Genomic DNA, 22,797 nt, shown 5'->3' with positions numbered 1-22,797 from the left:
CCTCAGCGCTTGCGCTTCTCGCGCGGCTTCTGCTCGATCACGATCGGCGTGCCGACGAAGCCGAACTCCTCGCGCAGCCGGCGCTCGACGAAGCGCAGGTAGGCGGCGTCGAGCTTGCCGCTGGTGAAGAGCACGAAAGTGGGCGGGGCCACCGACGGCTGGGTCGCGAAGAGGATCTTCGGCTGCTTGCCGCTGCGCACCGGGTGGGGGTGCTCGGCGACGAGGCGGCCGAGGAACGTGTTGAGCGCGCCGGTCCCGACGCGCGTCTCCCAGCCCTCGAGGGCCTTGTCGATCGCGGGCACGAGGCGGTCGACGTGCCAGCCGGTGCGGGCGGTGAAGTTGATCCGGGGCGCCCACTGCAGCTGGACGAGGTCACGCTCGATCTCGCGCTCGAGGTAGTAGCGGCGCTCCTCGTCGACGAGGTCCCACTTGTTGAACGCGATCACCATGGCCCGGCCCGCGTCGCGGATGGTCTGGATGATCCGCATGTCCTGCTCGGACACGGTCTGGCTGGCGTCGAGCACCAGCACCGCGACCTCGGCGCGGTCGATCGCGGTCGTGGTGCGCAGCGAGGCGTAGTACTCGTGGCCCGAGGCCTGGTTGACCCGCTTGCGGATGCCCGCCGTGTCGATGAAGCGCCACGTGCGGTCGCCGAGCTGGATCAGCTCGTCGACGGGGTCGACGGTGGTGCCGGAGGCGTCGTCGACGACGACGCGGTCCTCCTTGGCGAGCATGTTGAGCAGCGAGGACTTGCCGACGTTGGGCTTGCCGACGATCGCGATCCGGCGCGGGCCACCGACCTCCTCGAAGGACTGCTCCGGCGTCTCCGGCAGCGCGGCGAGGATCGCGTCGAGCATGTCGCCCGAGCCGCGGCCGTGCAGCGCCGAGACCGGGAACGGCTCGCCGAGCCCGAGGTTCCACAGGCCGTACGCCTCGGCCTCGGTACGCTGGTCGTCGACCTTGTTGGCGGCGAGCACGACCGGCTTGCCGGACTTGCGGAGGATGCGCACGACGGCCTCGTCGGCGTCGGTGATGCCGACCGTCGCGTCGACCACGAAGAGCACCGCGTCGGCCAGCGACACCGCGACCTCGGCCTGCCCGGCGATCCGCTCCGCGAGGCCGCGGGCGTCGGGGTCCCAGCCGCCGGTGTCGACGACGGTGAAGACCCGGCCGTTCCAGTCGGCGTCGTAGGACACGCGGTCGCGGGTCACGCCGGGACGGTCCTCCACGACCGCCTCGCGGCGGCCGATGATCCGGTTGACCAGCGTCGACTTGCCGACGTTGGGGCGGCCCACGACCGCGAGGACCGGGGCGGGCCCGGCGGGGTCGGTCGGGTCGGACGACTCGACGCTGGTGGCGTCGTACTCACTCATGCGTGCTCACAGCTCTCTGGGGTGCTCGACGAGCCCGGTCTCGGGGTCGTCCTCGGATTGTCCCGCAGGAAGGGGCCCGGGCAAGGATCGCCGCGTCCGCGAGAGGGCGCCGTCCAGCTCGGACAGCATGTGTCCTCGCAACAACACCGACGCCGCGGCCACGTGTTCCCGCGTGCGCGGCCACGGCTGCTGTGCCGTGCGCCACGCCTCGCCGAGGACGATGTCGATCGGTGCACCGCGCGGCGGGAGCGCGTTGGTGCCGCCGCCGGGCGGGCGGGTGCCGATCATCGTCACCGGCACGACGGGCGCGCCGGTCACCAGCGCGAGGTAGGCCGCGCCGTGGTGGAACCTGTCCAGCAGCCCGGCGCCGCGGGTGCCCTCGGGGAAGACGCCGACCACTCCCCCGTCCCGCACGACCCGCAGGCACGAGCGGATCGCGGCCGGGTCGGGGTGGAACCGGTCGAGCGGCACCTGGCCGGCGCCGCGCAGGAAGGCGCCGAGGGGCCCGGCGAACATCTCCTGCTTGGTCAGCGCGTGCACCGGGCGCGGCGCGAAGATCGCCAGCAGCGGGCCGTCGACCGCGCCGACGTGGTTGGCGGCCAGGATCGCGCCACCTTCTGCCGGCAGGTGCTCGGCCCCGTGCACCCGGACGGTCCAGCGGCGCCGCAGCAGCCAGGCCGACAGCGGCCGGAGCCCGTGCAGCATCCGGGTGGGCGGGTGCTCCGTGCTGCTCGCCGGGAGGTCGGCGGCGATCACGCGTCCTCGCGGGTCGCCTGCGTGGCCAGCGCGACGATGCGGTCGATGACCTCGGCGAGGGTGAGGTGCGTGCTGTCGACGTGGACGGCACCGTCGGCCATCGTCAGCGGCGCGGTGGCGCGCCCGGAGTCGATCCGGTCGCGCTCGAGGAGCGACTGCTGGGTGGTGGCGAGGTCCGAGCCGCCCTCCTCCGCGGCGCGACGGGCCGCGCGGGCGTCGGGGTCGGCGCTCAGGTAGACCTTCACCTCGGCCTGCGGCCACACGACGGAGCCGATGTCGCGGCCCTCGACGACGATCCCACCGGCGCCGATCACCTCGCGCTGGAGGTCGAGCAGCCGGCTGCGCACCTCGGGCACGGCGCTGACCGGGCTCACCGCCGCGTTGACCTCGTCGCTGCGGATCTCGACCGACACGTCCGTGCCGTCGACCGTGATGGTCGGCCCGAGCGGGTCGGTGCCCGACTCGATGCGCGGGCGGCCGGCCGCCGCGGTCACCGCGGCCACGTCGTGGACGTCGACGCCCTCGCGCAGCAGCCACCAGGTCATCGCGCGGAACATCGCGCCCGTGTCGAGGTAGCGCAGGCCCAGCCGGTCGGCGACGCCGCGCGACGTGCTCGACTTGCCCGAGCCCGAGGTGCCGTCGACGGCGATGACGAGGGACCCGGGAATCGGTGCGGTGTCGGCGCTGCTCACGGGCGAGAAGGTTACCGGTGGGTGGTCCACCCGCGGGATTCGAGAGCCTCCAGCAGGTGCTCGGCGCGTGCCTCCTCGACGACGAGCTCGGTGAGGCCCACCGGGCGCCCGGGGTCGTGGTCGATGTGGACGTCCTCGATGTTGACCCCGACCTCGCCGGCGTCGCCGAACAGCCGGGCCAGCTCGCCCGGGTGGTCGGGCACGGAGACGAACACCGAGCGGGTCGGACGCACCGGACCGCCGTGCTTGCCCGGGATGGCCGCCGTGCCGGCGTTGCCGCGCGCCAGGATCGCGGTCAGGTCCGCCGAGCCGGGCACCGCGACGGCGCCGATGAGCGCCTCGAGGTCCGCGCGTACCTCGCCGAGGACGTCGAGCACCGCGGTGGAGTTGGCGCCCAGGATCTCGAGCCAGAGCGCGGGGTCGCTGGCCGCCACGCGGGTCACGTCGCGCACGCCCTGCCCCGACAGCGCGAGGTGGGCCGACGGGGCGTCGGCGAGCCGGCCGGCGACGAGGACGGCCGCGAGGTGCGGCAGGTGGGACGTACGCGCGACGGCGCGGTCGTGGTCGGCGGGCGACAGCCGGGTCGGCACCGCGCCGCACAGCCGGGCCAGCGCCTCGACCGCGTCGGCCGCGGCCGGGTCGGACCCCTCGTGCGGGGTCACCGCCCAGGGGCGTCCGTCGAACAGCGCGGCGCTCGCGGCCAGCGGGCCGGACCGCTCGCTGCCCGCCATCGGGTGCCCGCCGACGTAGCGCTCGAGGTCGTCCTCCCCCGTCTCGCGCAGCGCGACGAGCGGCGCCTCCTTGACGCTCCCGACGTCGGTGACGACGGCGTCGGGCCACGTGTCAAGTGCCGCCCGGATGCTCACCGCGAGGTGCTGGGGCGGGGTCGCGACGACGACCAGCCCCGGCTGGTCGCCCTCGAGCAGCGGGCGTCCGGCGCCGAGGCCGGACGCGGTGCGCAGGTGCTCCGAAGACACGTCCTCGAGCAGCACCTCCAGCCCGACGCGGCGGCAGGCGAGCGCCAGCGACGTGCCGAGCAGGCCGGTGCCGACGACGAGGACCGGCCCCGGGACGTCCCCCGGACCGGCCGGCTCAGTCATGGCTCGTGGTGCGGGTCAGGTCGCGGCGCAGGTTGGCGGCGCCGTGCAGGTAGACGTGGGTGACGTCGGCGCGCGGCAGGTCGGTCTCGACGTGCGCCATCAGCCGCACGACGCGGGGCATCGAGCCCTCGATCTCGAGCTCGCGGGCGCACACCAGCGGCACGTCGGAGAAGCCGAGCTGGCGCGCGGCATAGGCGGGGAACTCGCTGGTGAGGTCGCTGGTCGCGGTGAAGATGATCGAGATGAAGTCGTCGACCGCGAGCCCGTTGGCCGCCATCACGTCGGTGACCAGCTCGGCGACCCGGTCGAGCATGTGCTCACGGGTGTCCTCGTCGAGCTGGGTCGCGCCTCGCACTGCCCGTACTGCCATGGCAGAACCCTAGGCCAGCGTGGCCGGCTCCAGACCGGGGTGTCTCGCCTGCCGGTGATCAGGCGGGCTGGTAGCTCCCGAAGGACCAGTGGTTTCCCTCCGGGTCCAGCACGCTGCCGCCGCGCCCGCCGTAGTCCTGGTCGACCATCGGCCGCACGACCGTCGCTCCGGCCGCGACCGCAGCCTCAAAGACCGCATCGGGATCGGGGGTCACGAGGTACGCCGCGGCCGGCCCGGTCCCGTCGAGCACGCCGTCGGGTCGCACCGAGCCGAACATGATCCCGCCGCCTCCGGGCCACGCCCACTCGGCGTGGACCACGACCGAGGGGTCGGTCTCGTCGCGGTAGGTCGCGTGCTCGGTGAAGCCGACCGCGCGCAGCCACGTCGTCATCGCGTCGGCGTCGCGCACGGAGAAGGTGTGCCAGAGGGTCGTGCGGGAGATGTCGGTGCTGGAGGTCGTCATGCCGTCAGCGTGGCGCGTCGGGACCGTGCGTGGCTTGGACGGAGGGGAACTCCCGCCGCGCCCACTCCGTCGGGCTGCACCCGGCGAAGGCGTTCCACTCCCGCGCGAGGTGCGCTTGGTCGGCGTACCCCGACGCGGCCGCCACGCCTGCGAGCGAGCCGGTGCCTGCGAGGAGGCAGGCGCGCCACCGTCGGTGCGCTCCGGTGAAGCGCCCGAGCCGCTGGAGGTCCTGCGGGGTCACGCCCACCTCGTCGCGCACGAGGGTGGAGAGGCGACGCCGGCTGAACCCGACGTCCTGCGCCGTGGCCTCGACCCGGGCGCCCCGGGTCAGCAGCGCCATCGCGCGTCCGACCTCGGGCCGCAACACCGGGGCGTCGTGCCGACGCAGCGCCCGCAGCAGCGCGCGCTCCACGAGCGCCACGCGAGCCGACCAGGTCGGTGCCTCGGCGAGCCGCTCCGGCAGGTCGGCCCACCCGGGATCGACGTCGCGCAGGTCGAGCAGGCAGCCCGCCAGGTCCGCGGCCGGCGTGCCCCACAGCGCGCGTGCTCCGGCGGGGGTCAGCGCCAGCTGGACGCCCCGCTGGCGTGGGCCGTGGTGGATCGACGCGGGCCAGGTGTGCAGGCCGGAGGCCGACGCCCAGGTCGTGGTGCGCGAGCCCGGGTCGCCCGCCCAGGAGACCTCGAGCGGCTCGCCGACCGGCAGCACGAACGTCAGCTCGGTCGACGGCATCCCGATGTGCACCCCCGACGGCGCGGCGTGCACCACGTCGTAGGCCGTCACGGAGACGACGTACGGCGCCAGCACCGGGTGCACGGGGGCCATGTCGCCACCGTACGCGCGTCCAGTCGGGATCAGGTCCGGTCCGCCTCACCAGCGGTGCGCCACCCACGTTCTGCGTCCGTGGAATGTGGCTGGGCCACCACCGCCGGGCGCGTGGTTCTGACGCCACGTCACGAGCGGTGCGTCACCCACATCCAGGAGCTGCAGAATGTCGCTCACGCACCGCCAAGGGCCGCCCTGCTGTCAGAGCTCCGCGGAGTCCATCAGCTCACCGAGCTCGGCGACGGTCAGCTCGCGCATCTCCCCCGACCGCAGCCGGGCCAGGGTGACCGGGCCGATCTCGGTGCGGGTGAGGCGGCGCACCGGGTGGCCGACGTGGTCGAGGAGCCGGCGCACGATCCGGTTGCGGCCCTCGTGGATCGTGAGCTCGACGATCGAGCGGTTGCTGCCCTCCTTGCGCGGATCGCCACCCACGACGCGTGCGCGGGTGACGGTCACCGGCCCGTCGTCGAGGGTCACGCCGGCGAGCAGCTCGCGGACGGTGCGGACGTGGACCTCGCCCTCGACCTCCGCGACGTAGGTCTTGTCGACCTCGTGCGAGGGGTGGGCGAGGTGCTGGGCGAAGTCGCCGTCGTTGGTGAGGATGATCAGGCCCTCGGTGTCGGTGTCGAGCCGGCCCACGTGGAACAGCCGCTCGGGTCGGTCGGCGACCAGGTCGCCGAGGGTGCGCCGGCCCTCGGGGTCGGACATCGTCGACACCACGCCGCGCGGCTTGTTGAGCACGAGGTAGACCTTGTCGCTGATCGGCGGCAGGCGCTTGCCCTCGACGCGGATCACCGCCGTGCGCGGGTCGACCTTGGTGCCGAGGCGGGTGACGACCTCGCCGTCGACCTCGACCAGGCCGTCGAGCATCAGCTCCTCGCACTTGCGCCGGCTCGCCACGCCCGACTGGGCCAGGAGCTTCTGCAGGCGGATCTGGCCGTCGGCGTCGGTGTCGGGCCGCTGGGAGGCGGGCTGGTCGTTGTCGGGGGCGTCGTGGGGCTTCATGCGGTCTCCGTCCCGCCGTCGGGCTCGGTGCCGTTGCCGCTGTGCGGCGACGGGTGCGGCCGCGCGGCGGGCTCGTCGTTGTCGGGGGCGGACGTCTCGGCGGGGGTCGCTGGCGCGTCGAGGCCGGCGACGCTGGCCAGCTCGTCCTCGAGGTCGTCCATGTCGGGGAGGTACGGCGCGAGCTCGGGCAGCTCGTCGAGGGAGCCGATGCCGATGCGCTCGAGGAAGTACGACGTCGTGCGGTAGAGGTGCGCGCCGCTGTGCTCGTCCTGCCCGGCCTCCTCGACCAGGCCGCGGCTGAGCAGCGTGCGCATCACCCCGTCGACGTTGACGCCGCGGATCGCCGAGACCCGCGCGCGGGAGACCGGCTGCTGGTAGGCGACCACCGACAGGGTCTCCAGCGCCGCCTGGGTGAGCCGCGCCTGCTGGCCGTCGAGCACGAAGGACTCGACGACGGAGGCCAGCTCCGGGCGCGAGTAGAACCGCCACCCGCCGGCGACCTGGCGCAGGTCGAACCCGCGACCCTGCGCGGTGTAGTCCGCGGAGAGCTCCTCGAGCGCCGCCTCCACGTCGGCGACCGGGTGGCCGACCGCCGACGCGAGCCGCACCCGGTCGAGCGGCTCGTCGGTGACCATCAAGATCGCCTCGAGCGCGGGGCGCAGCTCGACGAGCGGCACCTCGAGGGTGTCGGGCTCCGCGGGCTCGCCCGCGGGATCCGGCTGGTCGGTCACTGCTCCTCCTCGGGGGCGTCCGTCCCGGGCGCCCCGGCCTCATCATCGTCCGCCGGCGGCGCGCCGTCGAACTCGTCGTGGATGTCGACGTCGCCGTCCTCGGCGCCGGTCCAGCGCACGGTCAGCTCGCCCAGCGGCGTGACCTGGTCGAAGGCGACCGCGCCCTCGCGGAACAGCTCGAGCAGCGACAGGAACCGCGCCACGGTGGTGAGCCGGTCGGGCGAGTCGCCGCAGAGCGCGCGGAAGGTGAGGGTGCCGCTGCGGCGCAGCCGGTCGACGACGACCTGGGCCTGCTCGCGCACGCTGACCTTGGCGGCGTGGATGTGCTGCAGCGAGACCTCGAGCACCGGCTTGGGCTCCATCGCCCGCGCGGCAAGCTGGGCGAACTGCTCGAGCCCGACCCCGATCAGCACCTCGGGGAGCAGCGTCGCGAAGCGCTCCTCGAGGCCCACCGCGCGCGGGTGGCGCAGCGCCTCCGCCGCGAGCCGCTGCTCCAGGACGGCGGCCACCTGCTTGTAGGCGCGGTACTGCATGAGCCGCGCGAAGAGCAGGTCGCGCGCCTCGAGCAGCGCGAGGTCGTCCTCGTCCTCCACGTCGCCCTGCGGCAGCAGCCGCGCGGCCTTGAGGTCGAGCAGCGTGGCGGCCACGACGAGGAACGACGTGGTCTGCTCGAGGTCCCACGTCTCGCCCAGCGCCTTGACGTGGGCGATGAACTCGTCGGTGACCTGCGACAGCGCGACCTCGGTGATGTCGAGCTTGTGCTTGGCGATGAGCCCCAGCAGCAGGTCGAAGGGGCCTTCGAAGTTGTCGAGCCGGACGGCGAACGCGGGCGCCTCGGGCGCCTGGTCGGCGGGTGCGCTCACTCGTCGAGCAGCCGCTGCACCAGGGGGCTGTCGACGCCCTGCGCCTCGAGGTCGGCGAGCACCAGCGCGAGCGCCTCGCGCACCAGCCGGCCGCGGTCGACGGCGAGGCCGTGCGCACGGCGCAGGGTGAGGCGGGCGTGCTCGATGTCGAGCAGCTCGTCGGCGGTGACGTAGACGGTCATCTTCTCGTCGTGCCGCACCCGGCCGCTGGGCCGGCGCGGGCCCGGCTCGGCCTCCTCGACGGCGCGGACGCGTCGCGGCCCCGGCTCGGCGGGGGTGGTCGGGGCGTTCGGCGAGGTCGGCCGGAACAGGTCGTCCGCGGCCGGCATGCTCACTCGGCGGGCCACCGGGTGAGCACCTCCTTCGCGAGCTGGCGGTAGGCGTCGGCACCGGTCGAGGACGACGCGTAGGACGTGATCGGCTCGCCGGCGACCGTCGCGTCGGAGAACTTGACGGTGCGCCGGATGACGGTGTGGAACACCTTGTCGCCCCAGGCCGAGACCAGCCGCTCCATGACCTCGCGGCTGTGCAGCGTGCGTCCGTCGAACATCGTGCCGACGACCCCGTCGATCTCGAGCTTGGGGTTGAGCCGCTCGCGCACCTTGTCGATCGTGGTCTTGAGCAGGGCCACGCCGCGCAGCGCGAAGTACTCGCACTCCAGCGGCACGATGACGCCGTCGGACGCGGTGAGCGCGTTGACGGTCAGCAGGCCCAGCGAGGGCTGGCAGTCGATGAGGATGACGTCGTAGTGCTCGAGCGCCGGCGCCAGCACCCGCTGGAGGGTCTGCTCCCGGGCCACCTCGTGCACCAGCTGCACCTCGGCGGCGGACAGGTCGATGTTGGAGGGCAGCAGGTCCATGCCCTCGATGCCCGACGGCACCACGACCTCGTCGAGGGCGACCTCGCGGTCCATCAGCAGGTTGTAGATGGTGAGGTCCATCTCGTGCGGGTTGAGCCCCAGCCCGACCGACAGCGAGCCCTGCGGGTCGAAGTCGACGAGCAGCACCCGGCGGCCGAACTCGGCGAGGGACGCGCCGAGGTTGATCGTGGTGGTGGTCTTGCCGACGCCACCCTTCTGGTTGCACATCGAGATCACCCGGGCGCCGCCGTGCTCGCTCACCGCGACTGGCTCGGGGAAGACCGGCATCGGCCGGCCCGTGGGGCCGAGCGGCACGTCGGCCGCGGGCGCCTCCGCGACCAGGGGGCGCTCGAACGGGATGGGCTGGGTCACGGTGTGCTCGTCTCGAGGGGAAGGTCCCGGCTGGGCGCCGGCGGACGTGGCGGTGCTGGCGGGTGCGGTGCTCGCGCCGGGTTGCGGTGGTCGGACCAGCGGCGGCATCTGCGCCGCGTTGCTCCCGACGTCCCCCGAACCCGGGAATCCGGCACCGCTCATGTCCGCTCCTCACGCGTCGACGACTGCTCCGATTGGACCACGCCCGACACCCCGGACTTTGTCGACACGTCGACAGTTCCGAGATCGCCTCCGCGCGACTCTAGGACCACCCCTGCAGCACCTCCAACACCGACCCGTGGTCCCACAGGCGCGGGCGGTGTGCTGTGCACGGTGCCCCGGTCCCGTGCACAGGGGCGGCCCCGGTTGTGGACGAACCTGTGTACGCGCTCAGCCGCCGAGCCGGCGCACCGCGGCGGTCGCCAGCACCAGCTCGCCGGAGGAGTCCGTGGCGTCGCAGTCGACCACCGCCTCGATCACCCAGTCGTGGTCGCCCTCCGGGTCGTGGATCGTCTGGCGGACGTCGCGCAGCCGGGCCGTGGTGCCCTCCTCGGCACCGACCGGCTCGCCGGTGCGCTCCTCCCCCACGACCAGCAGGTCGGGCCCGCGCGCGTCGGCGTCGGTGAGGACGCGGTCGTGCTCGGCGTAGTAGTCCTCGAGCGCCGCGTCCCACACCGAGCGACCCACGACCACCTCGCGCGGCGGGTCGGTGCGGTCGGCCGCCGCCCGCTCGAGGCGTACGAGCGTGGTGAGGTCGTCGCGCGCCACCGCCTCGACACGGGCCCACATCGCGTTGCGCACCATCACGCGGAACGGGCGCTCCTGGCGCGACAGCGGACGGGGCGGGGGCGGCGGCTCGTGGTGCGACACCGAGCTCGAGGCGTGGTCGGGGTCCGACAGCGCCTCCCACTCGTCGAGCAGCGAGGAGTCGGTCTGGCGGACCGTCTCCCCCAGCCACTCGATGACGTCCTCGACCTCGGGCGAGCGGTGCGCCTCCGGCACCGTCTGGCGCAGCGTGCGGTAGGCGTCGGTGAGGTAGCGCAGGACCAGGCCCTCCGACCGCGCGAGCTGGTAGCGGGACACGAAGTCGGTGAACCCCATCCCGTTCTCCCACATCTCGCGGACCACCGACTTGGGCCCGAGGGCGTCGTCCGGCAGCCAGGGGTGGGTCTGCCGGTAGGTCTCGTAGAGCGCCTCGAGCAGCTCGCGCAGGGGCTGTGGCCAGGTGATCTCCTCGATCAGGGCCATCCGCTCGTCGTAGTCGAGGCCGTCGGCCTTCATCTCACCGATCGCCTCGCCCCGCGCCGCGTGCTGCTGCGCCATCAGGATCTGCCGGGGCGCCTCCAGCACTGCCTCGACCACCGAGACCACGTCGAGCCCGTAGCTCTCGGCCTCGGGGTCGAGGACGTCGAAGGCGGCGAGCGCGAAGTGGGCGAGCGGCTGGTTGAGGGCGAAGTCCTCGGGCAGCGCCTCGGTGAGCACGAACCGGCGCCCGTGCTCGTCGGGCTCGTCGAGCCGGGTGACGATGCCGGTGCGCAGCAGCGACCGCGAGAGCCGCAGCGCCCGCCGCGCCAGCCGGACCCGCCCGCGGGCGTCCTCGTGGTTGTCGGTCATCAGCCGGCGCAGGACGGGGAAGGCGTCCTCTTCCCGGGACAGCACGTTGACCAGCATCGCGTTGTCGACCTTCATCCGGCTGACCAGCTGCTCCGGCACGCCGGCCACGAGCTTGTCGAAGGTCTGCTCGGTCCACACCACCGTGCCCTCCGGCGGCTTCTTGAGCTGCGCCTTGGACTTCTTCTTCCCGGCCGCGACCCGGGCGGCCGCCTTGGCCTTGGCCTGCTCGTTCTCGATGACGTGCTCGGGCGCCTGCACGACGACGTAGCCGGCGGTGTCGTAGCCGGCCCGCCCGGCGCGCCCCGCGATCTGCTGGAACTCCCGCGTGCGCAGCACCCGCTGGCGGCTGCCGTCGAACTTCGCCAGCCCGGTGAACAGCACGGTGCGGATGGGGACGTTGATCCCGACCCCGAGGGTGTCGGTGCCGCAGATCACCCGCAGCAGCCCGGCCTGCGCGAGCGTCTCCACGAGCCGGCGGTACTTCGGCAGCATCCCGGCGTGGTGGACCCCGATCCCGTTGCGCACCAGCCGCGACAGGGTCTTGCCGAAGCCGGCGCCGAAGCGGAACGCGCCGATCCGCTCGGCGATCGCGTCCTTGTCCGCGCGCAGCCCGTTGGTCGAGGAGGGCGCTCTCACGCCCGTCGCGAGACCGCGGAGCAGGTTCGTGGCGTGCTCGACGGCGGCGGCCTGGGTGAAGTGCACGACGTAGACCGGGTCCTGACCGGTCGAGACCAGCTCCTCGAGGGTGTCGTCGATCGGCTCCATCGACCAGCGGAACGACAGCGGGACCGGGCGCTCCGCGTCGTCGACGACCGCGGTCCCGCGACCCGTGCGACGCAGCAGGTCCTCGACGAACGACGACACGTCGCCGAGCGTGGCCGACATCAGCAGGAACTGCGCGTCGACCAGCTCGAGCAGCGGGACCTGCCACGCCCACCCGCGGTCGTGCTCGGCGTAGAAGTGGAACTCGTCCATCACCACCACGCCGACGTCGGCCGACCGGCCCTCGCGCAGCGCGATGTTGGCGAGGACCTCGGCGGTGCAGCAGATGATCGGGGCGTCCGGGTTGACCGCGGCGTCCCCGGTCAGCATGCCGACGTTGTCGGCGCCGAAGACCTCGATCAGGGCGAAGAACTTCTCGCTCACCAGCGCCTTGATCGGCGCGGTGTAGAAGCTCACCTCGTCGCGGGCCAGCGCGGCGGCGTGGGCACCGAGCGCCACCATCGACTTCCCCGACCCGGTCGGGGTGGCGAGGACGACGTGGTTGCCGCCGAGCAGCTCGATGACCGCCTCGTCCTGGTGCGGGTAGAGCGGCAGCCCACGGTCCGACGCCCAGCCGGAGAACGCGTCGTAGACCGCGTCGGGGTCCGTCCCGGCCGGCACGAGCGTGTCGAGGCGTACGCGGTCCGGCATGCACCGATCCAACCACCCGCCGCCCGGGCCGGCGAAGCCGCCGTGCATCCGCCGTGCAACCGCCGTGAAACCGAGCGGCGCCACGCTCGTCCCATGACCACCCACACCCACACCGGCCGCGAGCCGGCCGTGCTTGCCCGCGGGCTCGTCAAGCAGTTCGGCGGCCAGCGCGCCGTCGACGGCATCGACCTCGAGGTCGCCCGCGGCGAGGTCTTCGGCGTCCTCGGGCCCAACGGCGCCGGCAAGACGACCATGCTCCGGATGCTCGCCACCCTCCTCCACATCGACGAGGGCGACGCCGCGGTCTTCGGCCGCGACGTGCGCACCGAGCCCCACGCCGTACGCCGCCTCCTCGGCGTCACCGGCCAGTACGCGTCGGTCGACGAGAACCTCACCGCCACCGAGAACCTCTGGTTGTTCGCGCGGCTCCAGGGCATCGGCCGCACCGAGGCTCGCACCCGCGGCGCCGAGCTGCTCGAGCAGTTCGACCTCACCGAGGCGGCGAAGAAGCCGATCTCGGCGTTCTCCGGCGGCATGCGCCGCCGGCTCGACCTCGCCGCCAGCCTGCTCACCCGCCCACCGTTGATCTTCCTCGACGAGCCCACGACCGGCCTCGACCCGCGCACCCGCGGGCAGATGTGGGACACCATCCGCGACCTGGTCCGCAGCGGCTGCACGGTGCTCCTCACCACGCAGTACCTCGACGAGGCCGACCAGCTCGCCGACCGCATCGCGGTGATCGACCGCGGCGTCAAGGTCGCCGAGGGCACCGCCGACGAGCTCAAGTCGTCGGTGGGCCAGTCCACGCTCCAGCTCCAGCTCGCCGACCCGGGCGACCTCGCCGTCGTCGCCGAGGAGGCCCGCCGGCTGGTCCGGGAGGAAGCCGTCCTGACGCCCGAGGCCCGCCGCGTCAACGTCCCCCTCACCCGCACCGACCAGGCCGTCGACGTCCTCGTCGCGCTCCGCGACCGCGGCATCGCGATCGAGTCGGTGACGGTCCAGAAGCCCTCGCTCGACGAGGTCTTCCTCGCCCTCACGGGGCACGACACCACCACGGACCCCGAGCCCGGTGCCGCTGACCACACCGACGCCGCACACGACGACCAGACCATGGAGGCAGCCCGATGAGCGCCGTGACCGTCACCGACCCCACCGAGCACCAGACCGGCACCGCCGACGAGCGGGTCACCCTCGCAGACACCGTGAGCCAGACCCTGACCCTGGCGTGGCGCGCGACCATGAAGATGCGCCGCAGCCTCGAGGTGATGTTCGACGTCACCATCCAGCCGCTGGTCTTCACCGCGATGTTCGCCTACATCTTCGGCGGCGCGATCTCCGGCGACGTCGGCAGCTACCTGCCGCTGATCATCCCCGGCCTGATCGGCCAGACGGTGCTGACCGCCTGCGTCGCCACCGGCGTCCAGCTCCGCACGGACATGGACACCGGCGTCTTCGACCGCTTCAAGGTGCTGCCGATCTCGCGCATCGCGCCGCTCGCGGGACCGATGGTGGCCGACCTGCTGCGCTACTTCATCGCGTCGGTGCTGACCTTCGTCGTCGGCATCGCGATCGGCTACCGCCCCGGTGGCGGGATCCTGGGCGTCGCCGGAGCGATCGTGCTCGCGATGGTCGCCGGATGGTCGCTGGCGTGGATCTTCACGCTCTTCGGCATCCTCGGCCGCAACGCCCAGGGCGTGCAGGGGATCTCGCTGCTCGTGATGTTCCCGCTGACCTTCCTCTCCAACGCGTTCGTCCCGACCGGCACGATGCCCGGCCCGCTGCGCGCCTTCGCCGAGGTCAACCCGGTCTCGCTGGTCATCTCCGCGATCCGCGACCTCGCCAACGAGGGAGCGGTGACCGCCGACGTGGGGTGGGCGTTCGTCGGCTGCGCGGTGGTCATCGCGATCTTCGCGCCGCTCTCGGTGCGGGCCTTCAACCGGCGGATGTGATCCAGGCCCGCCGCAGCCGGTCGACGATGGCGGCGGTCTCCCCCACGAGGCCCGGTCCCGGACGGTCGGCGAGCTCCGCGACGAGCGCGCCGACCCGCCCCGGGACGCGGGCGTCGGCCAGCTCCACGAGCGGCTCCCACGCCATCACCGGGATGCTGCGGTTGTAGGCCCAGCGGTGCGCCACCGCGAGCAGCAGCGCGGCGTCGTCGTGCTGGTCGTCGGGCCCGAACCGCAGGGTCCACGCAGCCAACGCGACGAGCAGCACGCCGTTGAGCGGCAGGTCGGTGAACCAGAGCGACCCCGCCACGGGTCCGCCGTCTGCGACCACGAGGTCGCGCAGCTCGTCGGCCCGCGGGTCCGGGTCGTCGGTCCCGTGCCGGACGCGGCCCACCAGCGCCGCGGACGCCGCGAGCGCCACCCAGGGCGATGCGACGGGTCCCGCCCCCGCGACGGTGTCGGTGGCCATGTCCACCACGGCGTCGTAGCCGCGGATCGCCTCGTCGAGCCGGCCGCGCGCGAGGGCCACTTCCGCCCGTGCGACCAGCCACGTCATCCGGGCACCGGTCTGGGCCGTGTCCCCTGCAGGCGGACCGAACCGGTCGAGGATGGCCTCCGCCTCCTCGACCCGGCCCTCCAGCAGCGGCGAGATCGCGGTGGCGACCTGGAGGCTGTAGGCGTCGGTGACGGCGTGCATGCGCTCCAGCAGCGGCCACGCCACCTCGGCATGCCGCGCCGCCCGGTGGTGGTCGCCGACCGCCATCGCGAGCTGGCTGAGCTCGGCGTGCACCGACGCCTCGAGGTACGGGGGGAGCCGGTGGGCCAGAGCCGCCTCGGCATGGGTGCGCGCGACCTCGACGTCGCCGTCGTTCTCGGCGACGATCGCCGCCCACAGCAGCAGCGCGCCAGCCAGCTCGGGACGCGACTGGCCGGCCGCCACCTCCGCGAGCCGGACGGTGGCCGGGCCGTCGTCCACGTGGACCGTGTGCGCGATGAGGGCCCACGTCCCCTCCGGAGCGCCGCCCTGGAGCAGCAGGTGGCGGAGCCCGCCCAGCTCCACCCCGGGCATCCAGCTGAGGTGGATCATCAGCACGCCGGCGGCCTCCTGGGCGTCGCGGCGCAGGTCGTCCGGCACGTCCCACCCGGTCAGCACCTCCGCTGCGGCGTCGCAGACCGCGAAGACGCGGGGCTGGTCGCCGGTGATGGTCCACAGGCTGCCCAGCAGGGCGACCAGACGGGCCACGAGCGGTCGGTCGCCCGTCCCGAGTCCGTGGCGCAGCACGTCGGTGAGGTTGTTCTGCTCGCGCACGAGGACGTCCACGAGGTCGGCCTGGTCGGCCGCGACCACGAGGTCGCGGCACCGGTCGGCCAGGCCGAGGGCCCACCGGCGCTGCGCCCCCGCGGCCTGGTCCGCGCTGCCGCTGCCGGCCAGCCGGGCCGCGGCGTACTCGCGGATCGTCTCCAGCGCGCGCAGCCGCGCGGTGCCGGCGTCCTCGGTGAGCACCAGCAGCGACTGCTCCAGGAGGACGTCGACGAGGTCGGAGCCGTCCGGCCCGAGGACGCTCACGGCAGCCGCGCGGTCAAAGCCGTCCTGGAACACCGACAGCCAGGCGAGGGCGCGCTGCTCGTCGGGCGCGAGCAGGTCCCACGACCACCCGATGACCGCCTCGAGCGTGCGGTGCCGGTCGGGGGTGCTGCGGTCGCGGCTGCGCAGCGTGGCGAACCGGTCGTCGAGGGCGGCCGCCACCTCCGACAGGGTCATCGTGCGGATCCGCGCCGCGGCCAGCTCCACCGCCAGCGGCAGACCGTCGAGCCGCTCGACCACCGCACGCACCGCGTCCGGGTCGAGTCCCGCGTCGGGGCGCACCGCACGCGCACGCCGCACGAACAGCTCGGCGGCATCCTCACCGGCGAGCTGGGTCAGCGGCACCACCCGCTCGGCGGCGAGCCGCAGCGGTGCGCGGCTGGTGGTGAGGACGACGAGGTCACGCGTCGAGGCGAGCAGGAAGGCGACCAGCGAGGCGACCGGCTCCAGGACGTGCTCGCAGTTGTCGAGGACCAGCAGGGTCGGGCCCTGGTCGAGCTCCTGCACGAGGCGACCCCTCACGTCGGCCTGCTGGGCCGGGGTGAGGGCGAGCCGCGTGGTGACCGAGCCGCGGACGCCCAGCGCGGCGCCGACCGCCGCGACGACGTCGTCGCCGGTGCCGACGCCGACCAGCTCGACGACGTGGACCCGCGCCAGCGGGGACTCCCGCGCGACGAGCTGCGCCGCGCTCGTCTTGCCGATGCCGCCCGGTCCCACGATGGTGGTGAGGCGGCCCGTCGCCAGACCTGCCCGGATCCGGGCGAGGTCCTCGGTCCGTCCGAGCAGGTCACCTGTGCCGAGGTCGACGCCCGTGCGCACCGGACGGTCCGCGGCGAGCAGCTCGCGGTGCAGGCGCTGGAGCTCGGGGCCGGGGTCGACGCCGAGCCGGGAGGCCAGGTCGCTCCGGTACGCCTCGTACCTCCCGAGCGCGACGGCCGGACCCCCGACTGCGGCGACCGTGCGCAGCAGGTCGGCCAGCACCGCGGAGTCGTCGGTCCAGCGCCCGGCGGCCGCCTCGAGGAGCGGCAGCGCCTCGACGTGGCGGCCCTGACGTCCGAGCGCGCGCCCGAGCAGGTCGTCGGCGGCATCCGCCGTCCGTCCGGCGAGCGACCGCAGGCGGCCGAGCGGGCCGGCGGCGCCCTCGGGGTCGGGGTCGGGCCAGCCGCGGGCCTCCTCGGCCAGCACCGCCGCCCGGACGGCGTCTCCCTCGCGCAGCGCGTCGCGCGCCGCGCCGACCTGCAGGCCGAGCGCCAGCACGTCGACCTCGGTCGGCTCGAGGCCGAGGCGGTAGCCGGTGGGGGTCAGGTCCACCACGTCCGGGGAGGTCGCCGCGCGGACCCGCGAGACCAGGACCTGGAGCGCCTTGCCCGGGTTGGCCGGCGGCTCGTCCTCCCACACCTGCTCGACCAGCTGGGCCACGCTCAGCCCGCGCGGCTCGAGAACCAGCGCGGCGAGCAGCGCCTGCGGGCGGGCGCCGACGATGGGGGCGCCGGCCCAGGTCGGGGCGTCCAGGAGGCGCAGCCGCACCGGCGATCCGGTCACTCGCGGGCCCGCGGGTGCGCCGTGGCGAACACCTCGCGCAGGTTGTCGACCGTCACGAGCGTGTAGACCTGCGTCGTGGTCACCGACGCGTGCCCGAGCAGCTCCTGCACGACGCGGACGTCGGCGCCGCCGTCGAGGAGGTGGGTCGCGAAGGAGTGCCGCAGCGTGTGCGGCGAGACCGACGCGGTCACGCCGGCCCGCTCGGCCGCCTTCACGAGCACCGCCCACGCGCTCTGTCGCGAGAGCCGTCCGCCGCGGGAGTTGAGGAACATCGCCGGTCCCCCGCGTCCGGAGCCGACGAGCTCGGGCCGGGCGCGGGCGACGTAGGCCGCCACCGCCTCGCGGGCGTACCCGCCGACCGGCACCAGCCGCTCCTTGCCACCCTTGCCGCGCAGCAGCACCGTGCCGTCGACCGTGTCGAGGTCGTCGACGTCGAGGCCGACGGCCTCCGAGATCCGCGCGCCGGTGCCGTAGAGCACCTCCAGCAGCGCCCGGTCGCGCAGCGCCAGCACCGTCTCCGGCGCGCCGGCGGCGTCCAGGATCGCCTCGACGTCCGCGAGCGGCAGCGCCTTCGGCAGGCGCTTGGTCGGCGACGGTGGCTTCACCGCCGCGGCCGGGTCGGCGGCGGCCAGCCCGTCGGAGACCGCGAACTTGTGGAAGCCGCGGACCGCGACGACCGTGCGCGCCGCCGAGGTCGCGCTCAGCGGCGGGTGGCCCTCGCTGCCCTCGCGCAGGCTCACCAGGAACGCCGTCACCGTCGCCTCGGTGACGGCGTCCAGGTCGTCGACGCCCTGCCCGTCCAGGAACTCCTGGTAGCGAGCCAGGTCGCGCCGGTAGGAGCTGAGGGTGTTGGCCGCCAGGCCCCGCTCGACCGCGAGGTGGTCGAGGTAGGTCCTGGCGGCTCGTCCCGGTGTGGCCCCCGCACTCACCCCGGGATCATCCCAGGACGCTGTCCAGGTCCACCGACTCGATGCCGACCGCGGTGCCGACGGGCGCGTTGGTGAGGTGGCCGTCGTGGGTGTTGAGGCCGAGCGCGAGGCTGCGGTCGTCGCGCAGCGCCTGCTTCCAGCCCTTGTCGGCCAGCGCGACGGCGTAGGGCAGCGTCGCGTTGGTCAGCGCGTAGGTCGAGGTGTTCGGCACCGCGCCCGGCATGTTGGCCACGCAGTAGAACACCGAGTTGTGGACCTCGTAGGTCGGGTCGTCGTGCGTGGTGGCGTGGGAGTCCTCGAAGCAGCCACCCTGGTCGATCGCGATGTCGACGAGCACGGAGCCCGGCTTCATCCGCGACACGAGGTCGTTGGTGACCAGCTTGGGCGCGGCCGCGCCGGGGATCAGCACGGCGCCGATGACCATGTCGGCCTCCATGACCTGCTGCTCGATGGCGAGCTTGGAGGACGCGAGGCCGTGGACGCGGTTGTTGTAGCGCCAGAACGACATCCGCAGCTTGTCCAGGTCGGTGTCGAGCAGCGTGACGTCGGCGCCCATGCCGAGCGCGATGTTCGCGGCGTTCTGGCCCGAGACGCCGGCGCCGATGATGACGACCTTCGCGTTGGCCACGCCGCCGACGCCGCCCATCAGGACGCCGCGGCCGCCGTTGGCCTTCATCAGCGAGTACGCCCCGACCTGGGGCGCGAGGCAGCCCGCGACCTCGGACATCGGGTAGAGCAGCGGCAGCCCGCCGGACGGCAGCTGCACCGTCTCGTAGGCGATGCCGGTCACCTTGCGGCTGATCAGCTCCTCGGTGAGGGGCTTGTCGGCGGCGAGGTGGAGGTAGGTGAAGAGGGTCTGGCCCTCCCGCATCCGCGCGTACTCCTCGGCGACGGGCTCCTTGACCTTGAGGATCATGTCCGCGGATCCCCACACGTCGTCCGCGGAGTCGAGCATCGTGGCGCCCGCCGCGACGTACTCCTCGTCGGGGATCTGCGAGCCGACACCGGCGGACTTCTCGATCACGACCTCGTGACCGTGCTGGACCAGCTCGTGGACACCGATCGGGGTCAGGGCCACGCGGTACTCGCGGTTCTTGACTTCCTTCGGGACTCCGACCTTCATCTGCCTTGCTCCTAGGGATCAGAGAGGGGCCACGGGTGTGGCTCGCCTCACAGCGGGAGCGAGACTACTCCCGATCCGCCCCCGCCGACGGGGAGGGGGCGTCGAGGGTCCCGCGCTGCCGGTGCACCTCGTAGGCGAGCACCGCCTGGACCAGCGGACCCTGCCGGACCCGGCCCTCGAGCACCGCGTCGAGGAGGTCGGCGAACGGCGCCCAGAAGCGCTCCATCTCCGCCTCCTCGTGCCGCATCTCGAAGTCGCCGCGGGGCGCGTGGGTGAGGCCCCGGGCGAGGAAGATCTCGTGCACCTCCTCGCTGATCCCCGCGCTGGCGTACGTGCTCAGCAGCCGCCGCCAGCTCGACGCCTCCAGCTCGACCTCCTCGCGCAGCTCGCGCTTCGCCGTCTCGACCGCGGGCTCGTCGCCGGCGTCCCGCAGGCCGGCCGGCAGCTCGACGAACTCGTGGGCGGTGGTGTGGCGGTACTGCCGCAGGCACATCACGCGCTCGTCGTCGTCGACGGCGAGGACCACGACCGCTCCCGGGTGCTCGAGGCTGACCCTGCTGAACTGCTCCGGGTGGCCGGGCCGGGTGATCACGTCCTCACGCAGCGCGACCACCCAGTCGTCGCGGTGCAGGTCGCGCGTCGAGACCACCGGCCACGTCTGCGGACGGTCGGAGATCGCGTCGACGGGAGGTCCAGCGCTCGGGTCGGTCATGCCCCGCACGCTAGCGCGGCGCCCGGAGTGAGTAGCGTCACCTTCATGACGTTGACGTTGTCGAGCCTGACCCAGGACGAAGCCGCCGCCCGCTCCGCGCTGCTGGAGGTGCAGCGCTACGACATCGAGGTCGACATGACCGGGCTGCTCGAGGGCGAGCTGTTCGCCTCGCGGAGCACGATCACGTTCACCTGCTCCGAGCCGGGCGCCACGACCTTCGTCGACGTCGCGATGGACGTCGCGCGCGCGACCCTCAACGGCGCCGACCTCGACGTCTCGGCCTGCGCCGACGGCCGGCTGCCGCTGCCCGCGCTGGCCGCCGACAACGTGCTCGTCGTCGAGGCGTCCACCACCAACACCTCGTCCGGCGAGGGGATCCTGCGCACGGTCGACCCGACCGACAAGCTCGTCTACGTCTGGACCAGCCTGGAGCCTGACGAGGCGCGCCGGGTGTGGGCCTGCTTCGACCAGCCCGACCTCAAGGCGCCGCACCGCTTCGTCGTCACCGCCCCGTCCTCGTGGCTGGTGACCTCCAACGGCGCCCCCGAGTCGGTCGTCGACGCGGAGGACGGCGACGCCCGCGTGTGGACCTACCCCGACACCCCGCGCCTGTCGACCTACGTCGTGGTCGTCAACGCCGGCCCCTTCCACGAGGTGCGCCGCCAGCACGACGGCCACGACCTCGGCTTCTACTGCCGCCAGTCCCTGGTGCCGGTGCTCGAGCGCGACCTCGACGAGCTGGTCACCCTGACCCGCCAGGGCCTCGCGTTCTTCGGCGAGCGGTTCGCCTGTCCGTTCCCGCAGGAGCGCTACGACCAGGTCTTCGTGCCGAACCTCGGCGGGGCCATGGAGAACTGGGGCTGCGTCACCTACGGCGACGGCCAGCTCTTCCGCACTCCCCCGACCCACGCCCAGCGGGGCGTCCGCGCGGAGTTCATCTTCCACGAGATGGCCCACATGTGGTTCGGGGACCTGGTGACCATGCAGTGGTGGGACGACCTGTGGCTCAACGAGGCGTTCGCGTCGTGGGCCGCCAACTGGGGCATGGCCGGTGCCAGCGAGTTCACCGACCAGTGGGCCACCTTCCTCGCCGCCGGCAAGCGCACTGCGTACGAGATGGACATGAGCCCCGCGCGCCACGCCATCCGCGGCGACGTGGCCGACGTGTCGTCGGCGATGTCGAACTTCGACGCGATCACCTACGTCAAGGGCCAGAGCGTGCTCCACCAGCTCGTCGCCTACATCGGCGAGGACGCCTTCGTCGAGGGCCTGCGCGACTACTTCGCGCGCTACGCCTTCACCAACACCCGCCTCGACGACCTGATGGACTGCTACTCGCGCGCGTCCGGCCGCGACCTGTCGGCGTGGACGAAGGCGTGGCTCGACGAGGCCGGCACCGACGTGATCTCCCTGGAGGGCGACACCCTCGTCGTCGAGACGCCCGACGGGCAGGAGCCCCGCCCGCACCGCCTCGACGTCGCGGTGTTCGACGCCACCGACGAGGGCCTGTCCCCCGTCGGGCGGACGTCGGTGGAGATCGGCGGCACCTCGACGCCGGTCGACCTGCCCGCCGGCGACCTGCGCCTGCTCAACGCCGGCGACCTCACCTTCGCCGCGGTCAAGCCCGACGCCGACTCCCTGCGGCTGATGCTGGAGCGGATCGACCAGCTCGACGACCCGCTGGACCGGTCCCTCGTCGCCGCGACCGCCGGCCAGCTGCTGCTGCTCGGTGACGTGGCCCCGCGCGACGTGGCCGCCGCGCTCACCCGCGCGCTCGCCTCGGAGACCAGCCCGGCGCTCGTCGAGCCGTTCCTCGCCCAGGCGCTGCTCGTCGCCGACCGGTGGGCACCGGCCACCGAGTCACCCGCCCTCCTGCGCGCGCTGGCCGACGCCGTCGTGGGCCTCGTCGACGTCCCCGACGCCCGGCAGGCCGCCCTGCGCACGCTCGCGGCGTCCGCCTCGACCGACGAACACTGGGCCGTGCTCGACCGCGCGGTCGAGCAGGCCACCGACCTCGACCTCGCGTGGCGGTGCGCCGTGCGCCGCTCCGAGCTCGGCGACCTCGACGAGGACCGGGTGGCGCGGCTGCTCGAGTCCGACCCGGACCCCGACGCCGGGATGCGCCGCCTCGCGGTGCTCGCGGCCCATCCCACGGTGGAGGCGAAGGAGGAGGTCTGGAAGGCGTTCTTCGTCGACTACGCCGTCCCCGCCAGCCGCGAGACGCTCGTGCTCGGCTCCACCTTCTGGCGTCCCGGCCAGGCGGAGCTGCTCGCGCCCTTCACCCACCGCTACCTCGACGAGCTGCACATGCTCAAGGGCGGCCTGCTCAACCAGGGCCTCACCATCCGGGCGATGTACCCCCTCGGCGCCGGCGACGAGACCTTCCTCGCCGCCGCGGAGGCCGCGGCCGACGACACCAGCCTGATGGCCTACGCCCGCAACCAGCTGCGCTCGAACTCGTTCGTGCTCGGCCGGGTCCTCGCCGCCCGCCGCCTCTGACCGGGCCGACCGGGCGCTTCCTCGCGC

20 protein-coding genes are annotated in these 22,797 nt (G+C 73.6%); 3 read left to right on the top strand and 17 right to left on the bottom strand.

Features of this window, described 5'->3' with window-relative positions:
* Positions 1-2: 2 nt before the first annotated feature.
* The 13 genes from der to KDN32_RS09290 all read right to left on the bottom strand — a co-directional run bounded on the left by der (position 3) and on the right by KDN32_RS09290 (position 12,434).
* Positions 3-1,373 carry a ribosome biogenesis GTPase Der gene (gene der, locus KDN32_RS09350; protein WP_211731716.1) on the bottom strand — a complete coding sequence of 457 codons (1,371 nt, stop codon included), beginning with the start codon at positions 1,371-1,373 and terminating at the stop codon, positions 3-5.
* 6 nt (positions 1,374-1,379) lie between these two features.
* Positions 1,380-2,129 carry a lysophospholipid acyltransferase family protein gene (locus tag KDN32_RS09345; protein ID WP_307853884.1) on the bottom strand — a complete coding sequence of 250 codons (750 nt, stop codon included), beginning with the start codon at positions 2,127-2,129 and terminating at the stop codon, positions 1,380-1,382.
* On the bottom strand, positions 2,126-2,821 hold the full coding sequence (gene cmk / locus KDN32_RS09340) for a (d)CMP kinase (protein WP_211731715.1): 696 nt from the start codon (positions 2,819-2,821) through the stop codon (positions 2,126-2,128). The genes KDN32_RS09345 and cmk overlap by 4 nt, the downstream gene beginning before the upstream one ends.
* 11 nt (positions 2,822-2,832) lie before the next feature.
* On the bottom strand, positions 2,833-3,921 hold the full coding sequence (locus KDN32_RS09335; RefSeq protein WP_211731714.1) for a prephenate dehydrogenase: 1,089 nt from the start codon (positions 3,919-3,921) through the stop codon (positions 2,833-2,835).
* Complete coding sequence (gene aroH / locus KDN32_RS09330) at positions 3,914-4,291, bottom strand: chorismate mutase (RefSeq protein ID WP_211731713.1); 378 nt, start codon at positions 4,289-4,291, stop codon at positions 3,914-3,916. The genes KDN32_RS09335 and aroH overlap by 8 nt, the downstream gene beginning before the upstream one ends.
* Positions 4,292-4,349: 58 nt before the next feature.
* Positions 4,350-4,754, bottom strand: a complete 405-nt coding sequence (locus tag KDN32_RS09325) for a VOC family protein (protein ID WP_211731712.1) — start codon at positions 4,752-4,754, stop codon at positions 4,350-4,352.
* 4 nt (positions 4,755-4,758) lie between these two features.
* Positions 4,759-5,577, bottom strand: coding sequence for a helix-turn-helix domain-containing protein (locus KDN32_RS09320; protein ID WP_211731711.1), 819 nt, complete (start codon positions 5,575-5,577; stop codon positions 4,759-4,761).
* A 201-nt stretch (positions 5,578-5,778) separates the two neighbouring features.
* Positions 5,779-6,582 (bottom strand): pseudouridine synthase, encoded by an 804-nt coding sequence (locus KDN32_RS09315; RefSeq protein ID WP_211731710.1) that lies wholly within the window; start codon positions 6,580-6,582, stop codon positions 5,779-5,781.
* The gene (gene scpB / locus KDN32_RS09310) at positions 6,579-7,313 is read right to left on the bottom strand and encodes an SMC-Scp complex subunit ScpB (protein ID WP_211731709.1); all 735 of its coding nucleotides are present in this window, start codon (positions 7,311-7,313) and stop codon (positions 6,579-6,581) included. Before scpB ends, KDN32_RS09315 begins: the two co-directional genes overlap by 4 nt.
* Positions 7,310-8,176 carry a segregation and condensation protein A gene (locus KDN32_RS09305; RefSeq protein ID WP_211731708.1) on the bottom strand — a complete coding sequence of 289 codons (867 nt, stop codon included), beginning with the start codon at positions 8,174-8,176 and terminating at the stop codon, positions 7,310-7,312. The genes scpB and KDN32_RS09305 overlap by 4 nt, the downstream gene beginning before the upstream one ends.
* Positions 8,173-8,523 (bottom strand): hypothetical protein, encoded by a 351-nt coding sequence (locus tag KDN32_RS09300; RefSeq protein WP_307853883.1) that lies wholly within the window; start codon positions 8,521-8,523, stop codon positions 8,173-8,175. The genes KDN32_RS09305 and KDN32_RS09300 overlap by 4 nt, the downstream gene beginning before the upstream one ends.
* Positions 8,508-9,407 (bottom strand): ParA family protein, encoded by a 900-nt coding sequence (locus KDN32_RS09295; protein ID WP_307853882.1) that lies wholly within the window; start codon positions 9,405-9,407, stop codon positions 8,508-8,510. The genes KDN32_RS09300 and KDN32_RS09295 overlap by 16 nt, the downstream gene beginning before the upstream one ends.
* A gap of 390 nt (positions 9,408-9,797) precedes the next feature.
* On the bottom strand, positions 9,798-12,434 hold the full coding sequence (locus KDN32_RS09290; RefSeq protein WP_211731707.1) for a DEAD/DEAH box helicase: 2,637 nt from the start codon (positions 12,432-12,434) through the stop codon (positions 9,798-9,800).
* A gap of 93 nt (positions 12,435-12,527) precedes the next feature.
* Between KDN32_RS09290 and KDN32_RS09285 the strand changes: the two genes are divergently transcribed.
* Both KDN32_RS09285 and KDN32_RS09280 read left to right on the top strand, forming a co-directional pair.
* Positions 12,528-13,562: an ATP-binding cassette domain-containing protein gene (locus tag KDN32_RS09285; RefSeq protein ID WP_211731706.1), complete on the top strand. Its 1,035-nt coding sequence runs from the start codon at positions 12,528-12,530 to the stop codon at positions 13,560-13,562.
* Positions 13,559-14,383, top strand: a complete 825-nt coding sequence (locus KDN32_RS09280) for an ABC transporter permease (protein ID WP_211731705.1) — start codon at positions 13,559-13,561, stop codon at positions 14,381-14,383. Before KDN32_RS09285 ends, KDN32_RS09280 begins: the two co-directional genes overlap by 4 nt.
* Here KDN32_RS09280 and KDN32_RS09275 read toward each other — a convergent pair.
* From KDN32_RS09275 to KDN32_RS09260, 4 genes are all read right to left on the bottom strand, one after another.
* Positions 14,367-17,492, bottom strand: a complete 3,126-nt coding sequence (locus KDN32_RS09275) for an ATP-binding protein (RefSeq protein ID WP_211731704.1) — start codon at positions 17,490-17,492, stop codon at positions 14,367-14,369. The two genes, KDN32_RS09280 and KDN32_RS09275, sit on opposite strands and share 17 nt — an antisense overlap.
* Positions 17,493-17,503: 11 nt before the next feature.
* Positions 17,504-18,436, bottom strand: a complete 933-nt coding sequence (xerD, locus tag KDN32_RS09270; RefSeq protein ID WP_211731703.1) for a site-specific tyrosine recombinase XerD — start codon at positions 18,434-18,436, stop codon at positions 17,504-17,506.
* 7 nt (positions 18,437-18,443) lie between these two features.
* A complete protein-coding gene (gene ald, locus KDN32_RS09265) occupies positions 18,444-19,559 on the bottom strand; it encodes an alanine dehydrogenase (RefSeq protein WP_211731702.1) in 1,116 nt (371 codons plus the stop codon).
* Between the two features lie 64 nt (positions 19,560-19,623).
* Positions 19,624-20,271, bottom strand: coding sequence for an NUDIX domain-containing protein (locus KDN32_RS09260; RefSeq protein ID WP_211731701.1), 648 nt, complete (start codon positions 20,269-20,271; stop codon positions 19,624-19,626).
* Positions 20,272-20,316: 45 nt separating this feature from the next.
* Between KDN32_RS09260 and pepN the strand changes: the two genes are divergently transcribed.
* Positions 20,317-22,770 carry an aminopeptidase N gene (pepN, locus tag KDN32_RS09255; protein ID WP_211731700.1) on the top strand — a complete coding sequence of 818 codons (2,454 nt, stop codon included), beginning with the start codon at positions 20,317-20,319 and terminating at the stop codon, positions 22,768-22,770.
* Positions 22,771-22,797 lie beyond the last annotated feature (27 nt).

Source organism: Nocardioides palaemonis (assembly GCF_018275325.1).
Lineage (GTDB): Bacteria > Actinomycetota > Actinomycetes > Propionibacteriales > Nocardioidaceae > Nocardioides > Nocardioides palaemonis.
This window is presented reverse-complemented; position numbering and strand designations above follow the sequence as displayed.